The 14,936-nt window shown below is 71.8% G+C and carries 9 protein-coding genes; 8 read left to right on the forward strand and 1 reads right to left on the reverse strand.

Features of this window, described 5'->3' with window-relative positions:
• From ABZ260_RS30665 to ABZ260_RS30695, 7 genes are all read left to right on the forward strand, one after another.
• On the forward strand, positions 1 to 1,362 hold a 1,362-nt coding region (locus ABZ260_RS30665; protein WP_355624790.1), incomplete at its 5' end, for a non-ribosomal peptide synthetase.
• Positions 1,363 to 1,366: 4 nt separating this feature from the next.
• Positions 1,367 to 6,877 carry an amino acid adenylation domain-containing protein gene (locus ABZ260_RS30670; protein ID WP_355624792.1) on the forward strand — a complete coding sequence of 1,837 codons (5,511 nt, stop codon included), beginning with the start codon at positions 1,367 to 1,369 and terminating at the stop codon, positions 6,875 to 6,877.
• Positions 6,868 to 7,848, forward strand: coding sequence for a DUF6734 family protein (locus ABZ260_RS30675; RefSeq protein WP_355624794.1), 981 nt, complete (start codon positions 6,868 to 6,870; stop codon positions 7,846 to 7,848). Before ABZ260_RS30670 ends, ABZ260_RS30675 begins: the two co-directional genes overlap by 10 nt.
• Positions 7,845 to 9,443, forward strand: coding sequence for a condensation domain-containing protein (locus ABZ260_RS30680; protein WP_355624796.1), 1,599 nt, complete (start codon positions 7,845 to 7,847; stop codon positions 9,441 to 9,443). Before ABZ260_RS30675 ends, ABZ260_RS30680 begins: the two co-directional genes overlap by 4 nt.
• Positions 9,444 to 9,713: 270 nt before the next feature.
• Positions 9,714 to 10,982: a right-handed parallel beta-helix repeat-containing protein gene (locus tag ABZ260_RS30685; protein ID WP_355624798.1), complete on the forward strand. Its 1,269-nt coding sequence runs from the start codon at positions 9,714 to 9,716 to the stop codon at positions 10,980 to 10,982.
• Between the two features lie 95 nt (positions 10,983 to 11,077).
• A complete protein-coding gene (locus ABZ260_RS30690) occupies positions 11,078 to 11,722 on the forward strand; it encodes an amino acid-binding protein (protein WP_355565326.1) in 645 nt (214 codons plus the stop codon).
• Between the two features lie 224 nt (positions 11,723 to 11,946).
• Positions 11,947 to 12,690, forward strand: coding sequence for a hypothetical protein (locus ABZ260_RS30695; RefSeq protein WP_355624800.1), 744 nt, complete (start codon positions 11,947 to 11,949; stop codon positions 12,688 to 12,690).
• A gap of 73 nt (positions 12,691 to 12,763) precedes the next feature.
• Here the strand turns inward: ABZ260_RS30695 and ABZ260_RS30700 are convergent, their stop codons facing one another.
• Positions 12,764 to 14,056 carry an ABC transporter ATP-binding protein gene (locus ABZ260_RS30700; protein WP_355624802.1) on the reverse strand — a complete coding sequence of 431 codons (1,293 nt, stop codon included), beginning with the start codon at positions 14,054 to 14,056 and terminating at the stop codon, positions 12,764 to 12,766.
• 294 nt (positions 14,057 to 14,350) lie between these two features.
• Between ABZ260_RS30700 and ABZ260_RS30705 the strand changes: the two genes are divergently transcribed.
• A partial coding sequence (locus ABZ260_RS30705) for a LacI family DNA-binding transcriptional regulator (RefSeq protein ID WP_355624804.1) occupies positions 14,351 to 14,936 on the forward strand: 586 nt, incomplete at its 3' end.

Below are 14,936 nucleotides of genomic sequence, written 5' to 3' on the forward strand. Positions count from 1 at the left end.
CGCTCCGCTCCGGCCGGCTCGGAAGAGCCGGCGGGTCTCGGCTGGCCGTCGCCGGAGGATCTCGCCTACGTCATCTACACCTCCGGCTCCACCGGGCGCCCGAAGGGCGTGGAGATCCCGCACCGAGCCCTGACCAACCTGCTGCTCGCCATGCGCGACCGGCTCGGCTCCCGCCGGGGGGACGGCTGGCTCGCCCTGACCTCGCTGTCGTTCGACATCTCCGCGCTGGAGCTCTACCTGCCGCTGGTCACCGGCGGCCGGGTCGTCATCGTCCCCGGCGACGTCGTCAGGGACGGGCGCGAACTCGTCAGGATCGCCGGGTGCGGCGTGACCCACGTGCAGGCCACCCCGTCCGGCTGGCGGATGCTGCTCGACTCCGGGCTGGACCTGCCGCATGTGACGGCGCTGGCCGGTGGGGAGGCACTGCCCGCCCCGCTGGCCCGCGAGATCCTGCGCAGGACCGGCCGTCTGATCAACGTCTACGGGCCCACCGAGACGACGATCTGGTCGATGAGCGCGGAGATCACCGAACCCGTCACGGCGGTGCCGATCGGCGAGCCGCTCGCCAACACCCGGGTCCATGTGCTCGACGAACGGCTCGGCCTGCTCCCGATCGGGGTGCCGGGTGAGCTCTGCGTCGCGGGCGACGGCATCGCCGACGGCTACCGGAACCGGCCCGGGCTGACCGCCGAGCGGTTCGTGGACGACCCGTTCGGCCCCGGGCGGCTCTACCGCACCGGCGACCGGGTGCTCAGGCGGGCCGACGGCCTGATCGAGTTCATCGGCCGGCTGGACGACCAGATCAAGCTCCGCGGCCACCGCATCGAGCCGGGCGAGATCGAGGCCCGGCTGCTCGAACACGCTCAGATCCGCCGCGCGGCCGTGCTCGCCGGGGAGGACGGCAAGGGCGAGCGGCGGCTGATCGCCTACCTGGAGGCCGAGGCCGTCCCCGGTGACCTGCGGGAGCACTGCGCGAGGACGCTCCCGCCGTACATGGTCCCGAGCGACTTCGTGTGCCTGTCCCCGCTGCCGCTCACCGCGAACGGCAAGCTCGACCGGGCCGCGCTGCCCGCCCTCGACATGGGAGGAGAGCGGGAGGCGGGAGCGGGCCCGGCGGTGCCGGTCACCTACAGCGGCGTGGCCGCCGAGCTCCACGAGATCTGGTGCGAGGTGCTGGGGGCGGCGGAGGTCGGTCCGGAGGAGGACCTGTTCGAGCTGGGCGGGCACTCGCTCACCATCACCCAGATCGCCTCCCGGGTCCGCCTGCGCCTGGGCGCCGACCTGCCGCTCCACGTCTACTACGACGATCCCACGATCCAGGCGGTCGCCGCCGCGGTCGAGCGCCTGCGCGGGGAGGGCTGAGCACGTGCTGACCCACCTGCGGGACACCGCCCGCGCCGACGGCGTCCCGCTCTCGCCCGGCCAGGAACGGCTCTGGTTCCTGGATCAGCTCAACCCCGGTGACGCCGCCTACAACGTCTACGTCTCGGAACGGCTGCGCGGACCGCTGGACGCCGCGGCGCTGGCCCGCGCGTTCGGTGAGGTCGTGGCCAGGCACGAGGTGCTGCGCACCCGCTACCCGAGCCTGGACGGCCGGCCGGTCCAGGTCGCCGAGGAGTCCGGCCCCGGCCTGGAGCAGGTCGACCTGTCCGGTGAGACCGTGCCGGATCCGGTCGTGCGGGCGCGGGAGCTGGTGGCCGAGCTGACCAACCGGGGGTTCGACCTGGCGGCAGGGCCGGTGCTGCGCGCCGCCCTGATCCGGCTGGCCGCCGGCGACCACGTGCTCTGCCTCGTCGTCCACCACATCGCGGTGGACGGCTGGTCGCTGGGCGTGCTCCGCGGCGAGCTGACCGCCCTGTACGAGGCGTTCGCCGCGGGGCTGCCCTCGCCGCTCCCGCCGCCCGCACTGCAGTACGCCGAGTACGCCGTGGCCCGCCGCGAGGCCCCCGCCGAGGAGGACCTGAAGTACTGGCGGGCCAAGCTCGCCGATCCGCCGGTTCTCGCGCTGCCCACCGACCGCCCGCGCCCTCGGATCAGGACCGCGCGCGGCGCCTACGTCTCGCGGATCATCCCCGGGCCGCTGGCGGCCGAGGTGGCCAGGCTGGCCAGGAGCGAGCGCTGCACGCTGTTCATGACGCTCACCGCCGCCTTCCAGGCCCTGCTGGCCCGCCACACCGGGCAGGAGGACATCTGCCTGGGCACCCCGGTCGCGGCCAGGGACCGGCCCGAGCTGGAGGGAATGATCGGCTTCGTCGTCAACACGCTCGTGCTGCGGGGCGACCTGTCGGGCGACCCGACCTTCCGCGACCTGCTGCGCCGTACCCGCGCGACCGCGCTGGAGGCGTACCAGCGCCAGGACACGCCCTTCGACGTCCTGGTCAACGAGCTCGGGGTGGACCGGGACCTGTCGCGCACCCCGGTCTTCCAGGCCCAGCTGGTCCTGCACGGCCGGGACCAGGAGGGGCCACCGCTGCCCGGGATCACCACCGAGCTGTTCGAGGGCGGCTTCGCCCTGTCCAAGTTCGACCTCTCCCTGGAGATCGGGCACGACGGCGACAGACTGCGGGCGCACCTCTCCTACAACGCGGACCTGTTCGAACCCGGCACCGCCGAACGGCTCGCCGCCCACTTCGAGAACCTCCTGCGCTGCGCGACCGGTGCTCCGGACACCCGGCTGTCGGAGCTGGAACTGCTCGGCGAGGACGAGCGCGAGCTCGTCCTGGAACGATGGAACGGCAGGGCGTCACGTCCGGGCGCCGCCGGGGAGGTCACCACCCTGCACGGGCTCGTGGAGCGTGCCGCGGCCCGCTCGCCGGAGGCCGTCGCGGTCGTCTTCGGCGCCACCGAGCTGACCTACGGTGAACTCGACTCCCGAGCCGACCGGCTCGCCCGGGTGCTGCGCGGTCACGGGGTCGGCAGGGACGACCGCGTCGCCGTCTGCCTGGAACACTCGCCCGACCTGGCGGTGGCCGTGCTGGCCGTGCTCAAGGCGGGGGGCGCCTACCTGCCGCTCGACCCGGAGCAGCCCGCGGACCGGCTCGCCCACCTGGTCTCCGACTCGGGGACGACGGTGCTGGTGACCGCTCCGGCGCTGGCGGATCTGCTCCGCGCCCGGGTCACGGTCCTGCTCGACGGGGGCGAGGTCGTGGACCCGGGAGACCCCGCGGATCCCCAGGGCCCCGTGGGAGCGGGAGCGGGACCGGACGACCTGGCCTACGTGATCTACACCTCGGGCTCCACCGGCCTGCCCAAGGGTGTCGCCGTGCAGCACAGGCAGGTCCTCAACTACCTCGCCGACGTGCGCGAGCGATTCGAGATCGTGGACGGCGCCCGGTACGCCCTGCTGCAGTCGCTCTCCTTCGACTTCGGAGTCACGATCTTCTACCTGGCCCTGGCCACGGGTGGATGTCTGCACCTCGTCCCGTCGCGGATCTCCGGCCCGGACCTCGCCGACTACGCGGACCGGGTGGGGATCGACTACCTGAAGATCACCCCCTCACACCTGGGAGCGCTCACCGCCGAGGTCGACCCGCGCCGGATCCTGCCCCGCCGCATGCTCATCCTCGGCGGCGAGGGCTCGGCCTGGGAGTGGACCCGCGAGCTGGCCGCCCTCGGCGTCTGCCGCGTGGTCAACCACTACGGCCCCACCGAGGCGACCGTCGGCGCGACCACGTACGAGGTGCGGGCCAAGGACGACGTCCGGGGGCCGATCACCCCGATCGGGCGGCCGCTCGGCCATGTCCGGGCCTACGTCCTGGACGCCGGCCTCGGGCCGGTGCCGATCGGCGTGGTCGGTGAGCTCTGCCTCGGCGGCGACCGGCTGGCACGCGGGTATCTCGGCCGCCCGGACCTGACCGCCGCCGCCTTCGTCCCCGACCCTTACGGCGGGCCGGGGGACAGGCTCTACCGCACCGGCGACCTGGCCCGCCGGCTGCCCAGCGGTGACCTGGAGTTCCTGGGCCGCCGCGACCTCCAGGTCAAGATCCGCGGGTACCGGGTCGAGCTGGGCGAGGTCGACGAGGCGCTCCGCGCCCTCCCCGGCGTCGCCCACGCGGTGGTGGACGCCCGCGGCCGGCCCGGGGCACTGGAACTGGTCGCCTACCTGGTCGCGGCGGGGACATCCGGGGAACCCGAGGCCGTCGGCACCGGCCAGGCCCCCGCCGGATCGGGCGTGGCCGAGCTGCGCGGGCGGCTGCGGGCCGTGCTGCCCGACTACATGGTGCCGACCCGCTACGTCTGGCTGGAGCGGCTGCCGCTGAAGTCGCACGGCAAGGTCGACAGGGCCGCGCTTCCCGACCCCGGGACGGCCGGACCGGATCGGACCGGGGAGTTCGAGCAGCCCTCCGGGATGGTCGAGGAGGCCGTCGCGGCGGCGTTCGCGCAGGTGCTCGGGGTGGAACGGGTCGGCGCCGGGGACGACTTCTTCGACCTGGGCGGGCACTCGCTGCTCGCCGTGCGGGTGGTCGCCAGGCTCCGCCGGAGCCTGGACGGCATGCGGCCGGTCAGTGTGATGGACCTGTTCGGCCACCCGAGCCCGCGAGCGCTGGCCGCCCTCGTCGAGTCGGACGACGGCGGGTCGCGTGGCCTGCTGTACGAGCTGACGCCCAAGATCGCCACACCCGAGCTGTCCCTGGTGTGCGTGCCGTACGGCGGCGGCAGCGCGGTGGTCTACCAGCCGCTCGCCGACGCCCTGCCCGCCGGGTGCGCGCTGCACGCGGTGGCGGTGCCCGGCCACGACCTGGGGCTGGCCGAGGAGCCACGCCCGCTGGCCGAGGTCGCCGCCGAGTGCGTGACCGAGATCCTGGCCAAGGTGTCCGGGCCGCTGGTGCTCTACGGCCACTGCGGGGTGGGCGGCGCGCTGACCGTCGAGATCGCCCGCCGGGTGGAGGCCGCGGGGCGCCCGCTCGAGGCGGTCTACCTCGGCGGGCTGTTCCCGTTCGCCCGGCCCACGCGCGGCGTCCTCGGTCGCTGGGCCCGTCTCACCCGGCTGGAACGGCTGCGCGCCGACCGGGGCCAGGTGAACTGGCTGACCGGAATGGGCGCCGACCTGTCCGGGCTGACCGAGGAGCAGTTGGCGTTCGTCGTGCGCAACATGCGGCACGACTCCCGCGAGGCGGAGGACTACTTCACCCGGCTGGTCGAGGAGGAGGCGGAACCGCTGAGGGCCCCGATCATCTCGGTGGTCGGCGAGCGCGATCCCAGCACCGAGTTCCACCGCGAGCGCTACACCGAGTGGGGGTTCCTGTCGTCCCGTACCGCCCTCGCCGTGCTCGACGAGGGCGGCCACTACTTCCTCAAGTACCGGGCCGGGGAACTGGCCGAGATCGTCACCACGGTCCACCCGGCCCTCGCGGAACCTCCGGTACCGGGGGCGGGGCCGCCGGAGCCCGCCGGCGGCACCTGGCGCCTCGCCGCCAGTTCCGGCACTCCCGGAGTTCCGGACGCTCCGGGTGGCCCAGGCCGCTCCGGCGGGCCGGACGGCCGGGAGGCGCGGCGAAGGAAGGCGCCCGAACCGAGCCTGGCGCGCTTCCTGACGATCGCGGTCGGGCAGCTGGTCACCATCGTGGGTGCCACGCTCACCGAGTTCGCGATCCCCATCTCCACCTACCTGGACGGCGGATCGCTCACCCGGTTCGCCGTGCTCCAGGTGCTCGCGCTGATCCCCGGAATCCTGGTCGCCCCGCTGGCCGGAGCGATCGTGGACCGGTCGAGCAGGCGGGCCGTCATGCTCGGCGGCAACGTCGCGGCGCTCGTCGTACAGCTGATCACCGGCATCCTGGTGTGGAGCGGCGAGCTGGCGGTCTGGCACCTGTACCCGTTGCTCACCGCCCTGTCCGTCGCGCTGACCTTCCAGCGGCTGGCCTATGTCTCGGCCATCCCGCAACTGGTCCCCAAACGCTATCTCGGGCACGCCAACGGGGTGGTCCAGGCGACCACCGGCGTGGCACAGTTCATCGCGCCGCTCGGCGCGGTGGGGCTGCTCGCGCTCACCGGGCTGGGAGGCATCCTGGTGATCGACGTCGCCGGGTACGTCGCGGGTGTGATCGTGCTGCTCTGCGTCGCCTTCCCCGCGACGCTGGCCGGTGAGCGCCACGAGTCCGTCGCGGCGGAGATCGCCGGGGGCTTCCGGCTGCAGGTGGGCCGGCCCGGCTTCCGGGCCATGCTGGTCTTCTTCGCGCTCTTCAACCTGGTGCTCTCCCCGGTGTTCCTGCTCTTCTCGCCGCTGGTGCTCTCCTTCGGGACGCTCGGCGACGCGGGGTTCGTCGCGCTGCTCGGCGGCGCGGGCGCGGTGACCGGTGGCCTGGTCATGAGCGTGTGGGGCGGCCCTGCACGCCGCCGGATGCTCGGCGTGCTCATGGGGACGCTGGCGCTGGCGGCCTGCTGTCTGGTGACCGGCGCGCACGAGTCGCTGCTGTTCGTCGGGGCCGGCGCGTTCGGGGTGTCCTGCTCGCTCGCGCTCGTCAACGGCGTCTACGCCACCATCGTCCAGGTCAAGGTGCCCCAGCGGTTCCACGGCCGGGTCTTCGCGCTCAACCAGATGGTCGCGCTGTCGACGATCCCGCTCGGCGTGGCCCTGATCGCGCCGTTCGGCGAGCGCCTGCTGGAGCCGATGTTCCTGCCGGGCGGCCTGCTGGCCGATACGGCGGGCGCGGTCATCGGGGTGGGGCCGGGCCGCGGCATCGCGTTCATGTACATCGTGTGCGGCCTGCTGGTCGCGCTGATCGCGGTCGGCGCGCTGCGCAGCCGGGCGCTGTCCCGTTTCGACGACGAGGTGCCGGACGCCGTGGCCGACGACCTCGTCGGTGTCGAGGCCCTGAGCCGAAGGACCGGGCCGGACGGAAGAACAACGAGAAAGGAGCCGGTCCAGTGTCCCTGACCGTCCCCGCAGTCCACGTCAACTGGACCGGCCCGTACCGGGCCGGTCTCCGCCGCCACCGGGACCGGGCGCTGGAGAACGGTCCCTACGGCCTGCCGGTCGAGGAGATCCTCACCTGCGTGCACAGTGTCCATGCCTGGCGCTCCTTCCACGGAGGCGTCGAGCTGGTGACCGACGAGCTGGGAGCCTCCTACGCCGCCGCGCAGGGGCTCGACGCGCTCTACGACCAGGTCGACACCCGCCTGGACGAGCTGGACGCCCTCGACATCGACCCGCTCCTGTACTTCGCGGCGGGCAAGAGCCATGCGGCCCTGTCGCGGACCGCGCCGTTCGCCGTGGTCGACACCGACCTCTACCTGCGCCGCCCCATCGACCACCTGGAGCGCGGCGGGTTCGTCTTCGCGCACTGGGAGTCGGTCGGCAACTCCGTCTACCCGCCGCTCGAGGAGATCCCCAATCCCGCGGGCCTGGACCTGTCCCGCTGGACGTTCGACACCCCGGCCGCGAACATGGCCGTCTCGGTCTTTCTCGACGACCGGCACCGCGCCGAGTACGCCGAGGCGGCGATGGCGTTCATGACCGGCAACGCGGGCCCTTCGAGCACCGCCCCGATCGTCCGCCAGACCTTCGCCGAGCAACGCATCGCCCCCGCGGTCGCCCGCTCCCTCGGCGTGGACCCGCGCCCGGTCACCGAGCGCTTCTGGATCGTGGAGACCGAGGAGTGGGACGGGCCCTCCTACGCCGACCGGTTCCACCACACCTGGAACCAGAAGCGCCAGCTGCGCCAGTTCCCCGAGCTGCGCCCGGCCTACTGGCGCTACCTGCTGGAGGACCTGCTCTGGAACCACCCTTCCGCCGCCGATCTGCTCTTGTCGGTGCCCGCGCTCGAAGAGTGCGCCGACCTCATCCGGGCCGTCCGGCGCGACCTGGCCGCACACGGCCCCAGCATCCTCGGCTGGAGGAGGCCGTGACCCCGTACCGAGACCGAACCCGGCTGGAGGAAAAGGTGACCGCGCAGAGCACCGAGACGGAGCTGGGCGCCCTGTGGCGTCAGGTGCTCCGTGTCCCCGAGGTCGCCCCGGGCGACAACTTCTTCGAGCTGGGCGGCGACTCCTTCAGGGCCGCCCAGCTGGCCTCCCTGATCGGCGACCGCCTGGGCGTGCCCGTCACCCCGGCCCTGGCCTTCGACCGGCCCGAGCTGGGGGGACAGGCCCGCTGGATCGACGACGCCCGCGCCTCGGCCGCCCCGGCCGCCGCCGCTCCGGCGACGGGCGGGGGAGCGGCGCTCAGCACCCAGCAGGAGGAGTTCCTGCACTGGATGTTCGAGGGCGAGCCGGTCCGCGACATAGGATCCTGCGCCACCGCGATCCGTGTCCGGGACGCCCTCGACGTGTCGCTCCTCACCCGGGCGCTGGAGGCGGTGATCGCCCGGCACGAGCCGCTGCGCACCGTCGTCACCGCGTCGGGGCGGGTCCTGGTCGCGGACGAGCTGCCTCCCGAGGTCGCCGAGGTCGTGGCCTCCGGTGACACGCCGCCGGAGCGCGAGCGCGACGCCGAGCGGATCGTCTGGCACGAGCGCATGCGCCTGGACAGCGTGCTGCGCGGCCCGCTCGTCCGGGCGCTGGTGGTGCGCGTCGACGAGGACGACCACGTGCTGGTCCTCGCCGTGCACCACTTCGCCTTCGACGGGTTCTCGCTGGGCGTCATGCTCAGGGAACTGGGCATCGTCTACTCGGCGTTGCGCACCGGCCACCCCAGCCCGCTGCGCCCGCTGCCCATGACCTACGCCGACTACTGCGCCTTCGCCCGAGAGCAGTGGCCGCGCAACCGGGCCTACTGGGACCGGGTCCTGGAGGGCGCCCCCCGCGACCTCACGCCGTTCCCCGGCCGCCGGGACACCGCCCTGTTCTCCCGGCGCAGGCACGCCTTCGAGATCGACGCGGGGCTGGCCCGCGGGCTGCGGGAGGCCGCCCAGGCGCGGGGCGCGACCACGTTCATGGCGGTGGCGGCGTGCTGGACCTGGCTGCTCCACCAGTGGACGGGGATGACGGATCTGGTGGTGATGTCACCCGTGCCGGGCCGCACCGCGCCCGAGCACGAGGCACTGATCGGCTGCCTGGTGCAGTCGCTCGTCCTGCGCTTCGACGCCTCGGGAGAGCCCGCCTACTCCGAGCTGCTCGACCGGGTCAGGGAGGTGTCGGTGGGGGCGGTGACGCACCAGTTCCACTCCTACCTGGAGACCAGGCTGCGGGTGCCGTTCCCCTCGCGGATCCACTACGAGAGCTTCGGCGCCCCGCACTTCCCCGGCCTGATGTCGGAGGCGTTTCCCTTCCCGCGCGAACAGGAGGGGCTCGACTGGGCGGCGAACCCGGGCGAACTCGACCTCAGCGCTCCCGAGCTGATCGTCGAGGAGCAGCGGGACGGTTCCATGCTCGCCGCCGTGGTCTACAACCACTACGGGTACGCCCCCGAGACGGCCGCCGAGCTCGCCGGGGCCTTCCAGCGCTACGCCCGCATCGCGGTCGAACACCCGGACAGGCCCCTCCCCGGGCTGGACGCGGGCTAGGGGTGTTGCCCCGGCGGGTCGGTGACACGCCGGGGCGCTGCCTGATCACCGGTAAGGCCTCCGGGGGTGGCGGCGGCAGCCGTCTTCGTCGTCCGCCCGGCCGCGCACGGTGGCGGCTCCCGTCGGCGGCTGGAGCCGCCACGGGGCCCGCGGGTGAAGCGGAGGTAACGGCTGGCTGTGGGTCCGTCCTTGCGGATCGCTGACCAAACCCCGGGTGTGCGAAGATCTGCGCCTGACACACCTGTGGTGACGGCGATGGAGCGTACCAGAATGAAATCGACGAGACGGTGGGCCACTCCGGTGGCAGGGGCTTTCCTGGCGGGAGGCATGCTCGTCGCACTACCCGAGGCCACCGTGGCGGCGGCGGGCACCGTGTACTACGTCGATTCCAGGGCGGGGGACGACGCCGCGGCGGGCACCTCGGCCGCGGCGCCCTGGCGCAGCCTGGACAACGTCAACGCCGCCACCCTGCGTCCCGGTGACATCGTGCGTCTCAAGCGCGGCAGCGGCTGGCCGGGGGCGCTGAGGTTGTCCGGCCGGGGCACCGCCGCCGGCCCCATCCTGGTCGAGCCGTACGGCAAGGGTGCGGCCCCGAAGATCAGCGGCAGGGGCGAGGACTGCGTGGTGATCTCGGGCTCCTACGTGCGGGTGGTGGGGGTGCGGGCCAGCAACTGCCGGTGGGCCGGCTTCGAGGTCGGCGGCAGCCGCAACGAGCTCGACCGGATCATCGCCGACCGTAACGTCACCGGGGTCCAGTTCTTCGGCGCGTACAACGTGGTCAGGAACAGCGTCCTGAGCGACAACAACCGCATGAGCGTCAACGACGAGGGCGGTGACAACGACTCCGGAGCCTTCGGCGTGCTGCTCAACGGCGACGACAACCTCGTCACCGGGAACCTGATCACCGGCAGCTACTCGAGCAGCAAGGACTACGGCACCGACGGCGCTGCGGTCGAGGTGTTCAACGGCGACCGCAACCGGATCACCCACAACGTGGCCAGGGAGAACAAGACCTTCGTCGAGCTGGGCGCGCAGAAGGGCAAGACCGCCGAGGGCAACATCTTCGCCCACAACGTGGTGACCGCCTCGCGCAAGAGCACCTCCTTCCTCGTCACGCGCGGCGCCCGTCACGTGGTCGGGCCGGTGAAGGGCACCATCGCGGTGCACAACTCGGTCTACCTGTCCGCCCGCAGCACCCTCGGCTGGGCCTGCCACGACGGTTGCTCGCCGAACATCCTGAAGCTGCGCAACAACATCATCGTGGTCGGCGGGCAGGTGGGCTTCGAGGACGGCAAGGGAGCCGATGAGGACGCCGGTGTCTACAAGGGCCGTTCCCTCAAGTTCAAGCTCGGCCCCAGGTCGATCGTGGCCGATCCCCGTTTCAGAAGCCGGAAGGACCTGCGCCTGAGCCCCGGCTCCCCGGCGCTCGGCCGTGGTGTCAAGCTCGACCCCGCCTGGTACGGGGGCGCGAGCCTGGCCCGGGACGTTTCCGGCGCCGCACTGCCCGTAGCCCCCGCCGCCGGAGCATATCAATCCTGATTTTTACCTGTTTTAGGTCTTAGTCTGGACATCTCTCCGGAACCTTCGTGAAACCTGGCTAGGACAGTCTGGTGCGCAGAGCGAGGTGATCGGTGATGATGTTGCGGCTCCGTGTTTCCTTCCCCGACAGGCCGGGTGCCCTGGGCCAGGCGGCCCGGGTGCTCGGCACGCTGGGCGCGGACATCCTCCAGGTGACGGTCCTGGAACGTGAGGTCGGCCGGGCGGTGGACGACTTCACGGTCTCCTGGCCCGGCAGCGTGGACGCCGAGACGGTCAGGGACCGTCTCTCCGGCGTCCCCGGGATGAGGGTGGAGGGCGTCTGGCCCACTCGTGAGATCCCCGGCGCGGCACCGGACTACGACCTGCTCAAGTACGTCGCCGCCGATCCTGGCAGGGCGCTGGCCACCCTCGTGGACGCCATGCCGGACCTGGTGAGCGCCGAGTGGGCGGTGACCATGTCCTCGGAGAGCGGAGAGTTCGTCCACCGCAGCTGGCAGGCGCCGGCCGGCCTCGACGGGACGGGCGGTCTCGCCGGTGTCAAGAGGGCGGACCTCGCCCCGCTGCGACCGGCCGTCCTCGGAACGGGCGATCACCAGCTGATGAGCATTCCGGTGCCGGAGATGAGCCTGCACCTGGTCCTCGCCCGCACCGACGGCCCGCCCTTCCACCGTGTCGAGCTGGATCGTGCCATCCGCGTCCTGGAGATCGTCTCCATCATGGGGCGTGCCTCCCGGGCCTGAGTGTTTCCGATATGTCGGCTATTGGGTAGAAAGTGAGAAGTGGTGTGCTGCCACTTCCCACGACCGTGCCTTGCCGCCCGTCGCGACCGGCTCCGTCGGGGCCGTCCGGCCACGGCCTGGCAGGCGGGTAACCACCGCGCACGTCCGCGTCAGCTCTCCCCCCGATAGACAGCGCAGGTCATATCGGTACCGGGCCCTCGCGGGTCCGCGAGGAGGGCAGCCTGATGCCTAACCGCCACCACACCGTGGCCATGAGCCTGCTGGGGCTCTGCCTGGGAACGAGCACGGCCTGCGGGGGCAGGGACTGGACCGCCGGGGTATGGATTCCCGCCGACCTCGTGCGAAACGCCAGCCCCGGGCAGAGCACCGGACCCACCGCGAGCCCCGGCTCCGCGAGCCCCACTCCCGGGCGGAGCACCGGTGCGGCACCCGTTCCCAACGGTTTCAAACCGATCGGTGGTCCCGCCAACGGCGTCAGCGTCGCGGTCCCGAAGGAGTGGGTCACGATCGACCTGACCAAGGATGATCTCAACAAGGGGCTGAAGAGCAGCGGGCTGTCCGGCCCCACCCTGGAGCAGGCCAAGAAGAGCCTGCAGACCCTGGTCGACAACAAGGGAATCTGGGCGGCGGACCCCGAGTCGGCCAAGACCTCCCCGAACGGGTTCCCGACCAACCTCAACGGCTTCTGCCAGGCCGGGCGGCAGATCTCGACGGAACAGCTGATCAAGGAGACCAGATCTCAGTTGGAGCAGCTCAAGGCCAAGGTCGTCGCGGCGGGGAAGGTGACGATCGGCTCCAGGGAGGCGGCACGGATCGTCTACACCTTCCCGACCAACGGCGTCGACGTCAAGGGCGCCCAGTACTACGTGCCGACCGAGAACAAGACCTGCATCATCACGCTCAGCACCGACGCCGACGGTAAGCAGGAGCTGTTCGACCGGATCGCTCAGACGATCCGGCCGGTCTGACGGCCGCTGAGGATCCTCAGCGGCCGCCACAGCGTTGCCGGGCCCACGGCCGCCCTTCCGGCGGCGCTCCGGATCAGCGCTGCGGAGGGTCGATGCGGGTGCCGTCCATGGTGAAGAGCATCAGGCGGGTGACGTCGACCCCCACCCTGGCGGACTCGCCGGCCCGCCAGACCGGGCGGGAGCCGAGGCGGACGATGAGGTCGGCGCGGCGGTGGTGGCCGCTGACCTGCTCCTGCTCCTGCTGCGGCTCGGCGTCCCCGTCGAAGAGGTTGCCGGGGATCAGGCGGCGCAGGACCGACCGGACACGGCTGCCCGCGAGGGGGGAGGCGCCCAGGCCGTTCGTCCCGCGGCGGGGGTCCGGCGGCTCGGGCACGGCCACGGAGGTCAGGCCACTCTCGACGTAGGCGAGCCATTCGTGGCCGTGGTACTCCAGGGCGCGGACGCGGCCGAGGAAGGTCGGACCCTCGAAGGTGTCGGGAACCGGGGCCAGGCAGTCAGGGCGCAGGCCGACGATGATCTGGTGGCCGACGTGCTGGGAGATGACGTACGCCCTGGGATCGGTCCAGGGGATCATGATCTGGTGCGGGCCGAAGTCCAGCAGGATGAACTGGTTCTGCGGGGTGCGGACGGTGGCCGCGAGCAGGTTGAGCTGCTGGGAACTGAGGAAGGCCGCGGTGAAGGCGGTCGCAGGGTCGTTGTACACCTGGCCGGGGGTGCCGACGTCCTGCAGGACGCCGCGGTTCATGATGGCGATCCGGTCGGCCAGGGTCAGCGCCTCGACCTGGTCGTGCGTCACGTAGATGGTGGTCACCCCGAGGGAACGGACCAGCGACGAGATCTCCATCCGGAGTTCGGTGCGCATGCCCGCGTCCAGGTTGGAGAGCGGCTCGTCCATCAGGAAGAGCGAGGGCTGGCGGACGATCGCGCGGCCCATCGCGACGCGCTGGCGCTGGCCGCCGGAGAGCGTTCCGGGGCGCCGCTCCAGGGTCTCGTCGATGTGCAGCGCCTTGGACAACTCCGTCACGCGTTCCCTGACCATCACGGGGTCGGCCTTGGCGATCTCCAGCGGGAAGGCGATGTTGCCGCGCACGGTCCGGTGCGGGTAGAGCGCGCCGTTCTGGAAGACCATCGCCACGTCACGGTCGCGGGGAGCGAGGTCGTTGGCGAGCGTACCGCCCAGCCACAGGTCCCCTTCGGTGACCTCCTCCAAGCCCGCGATCATCCGCAGCAACGTGGACTTGCCGCAACCGGAGGGCCCTAGCAGAACGAGCAGCTCCCCGTTTTCCGCGCGCAGGCTCATGCGGTCGACCGCAAGGTAACCACCCGGGTATACCTTGCTCACATTGTCGAGGACGACGGTACTCATGCTCGCTCGTTCCTCCCGGGCGCCCCCGCCCGGATCCAGCCGTGTGATTGATGAGGTAGTACATCGCGACACTTGCCCGTGTGTCCATAGATGTCGTTAGAAATTGCTCATCTGATGGTTACTTCTACGTTCCCTGATGTGACGGTCAGTCGTGACCGGAGAGCTTTACCGGAATGCCACTGCGGGGGTTGGGATGTTACAGTTTGCGAAAAGTTGCAGAAACGAATTTCACAGCGGGTGTCGGATGCCGATCGGCTTGCGCCTGATTCGGCCGCATGGTGGGGTGGCTCATTGATGGACGGTGAACTCGCGCAGACCTCACGCTCCCGCTCCGACGGGACGGCGATTCGGCTGGCCGACATCGCCGCGCAGGCCGGAGTCAGCGAGGCCACGGTCAGCCGGGTGCTCAACGGCAAGCCCAGCGTGTCGCAGGCGACCAGGCAGGCGGTGCTGACCGCGCTCGACCTGATGGGGTACGAGCGCCCGCAGCGGTTGCGCCAGCGCAGCAACGGGCTGATCGGCCTGGTCACCCCGGAACTGGACAACCCGATCTTCCCGGCGTTCGCCCAGGCCATCGAGAAGGCGCTCACCCAGCACGGCTACACCCCGGTGCTCTGCACCCAGCTGCCCGGCGGCGCTCCCGAGGACGAGTTCACCGAGCTGCTGATGGACCGTGGGGTCAGCGGCATCGTCTTCGTCTCCGGGCTGCACGCCGACACCACGGCCAAAATGGATCGTTACACCCGGTTGACCGAGCGCGGACTGCCGATCGTCCTGCTGGACGGCTACAGCGAGCGGATCGATGCCCCCTTCATCTCACCCGACGACCGGGCCGCGGCGCGGCTGGCCGTGGGGTCGATTCCCCCCAGAAGCTCCTGCG

The organism is Streptosporangium sp. NPDC006013, from assembly GCF_040614275.1.
Taxonomy (GTDB): Bacteria; Actinomycetota; Actinomycetes; order Streptosporangiales; family Streptosporangiaceae; genus Streptosporangium.

Bases quoted from the DNA above. Each gene is read 5' to 3' on its own strand.
- ABZ260_RS30695 (WP_355624800.1), top strand. From the start codon at position 11,947: ATGCCTAACCGCCACCACACCGTGGCCATGAGCCTGCTGGGGCTCTGC.
- ABZ260_RS30690 (WP_355565326.1), top strand. From the start codon at position 11,078: ATGATGTTGCGGCTCCGTGTTTCCTTCCCCGACAGGCCGGGTGCCCTG.
- ABZ260_RS30700 (WP_355624802.1), bottom strand. From the start codon at position 14,056: ATGAGTACCGTCGTCCTCGACAATGTGAGCAAGGTATACCCGGGTGGT.
- ABZ260_RS30685 (WP_355624798.1), top strand. From the start codon at position 9,714: ATGAAATCGACGAGACGGTGGGCCACTCCGGTGGCAGGGGCTTTCCTG.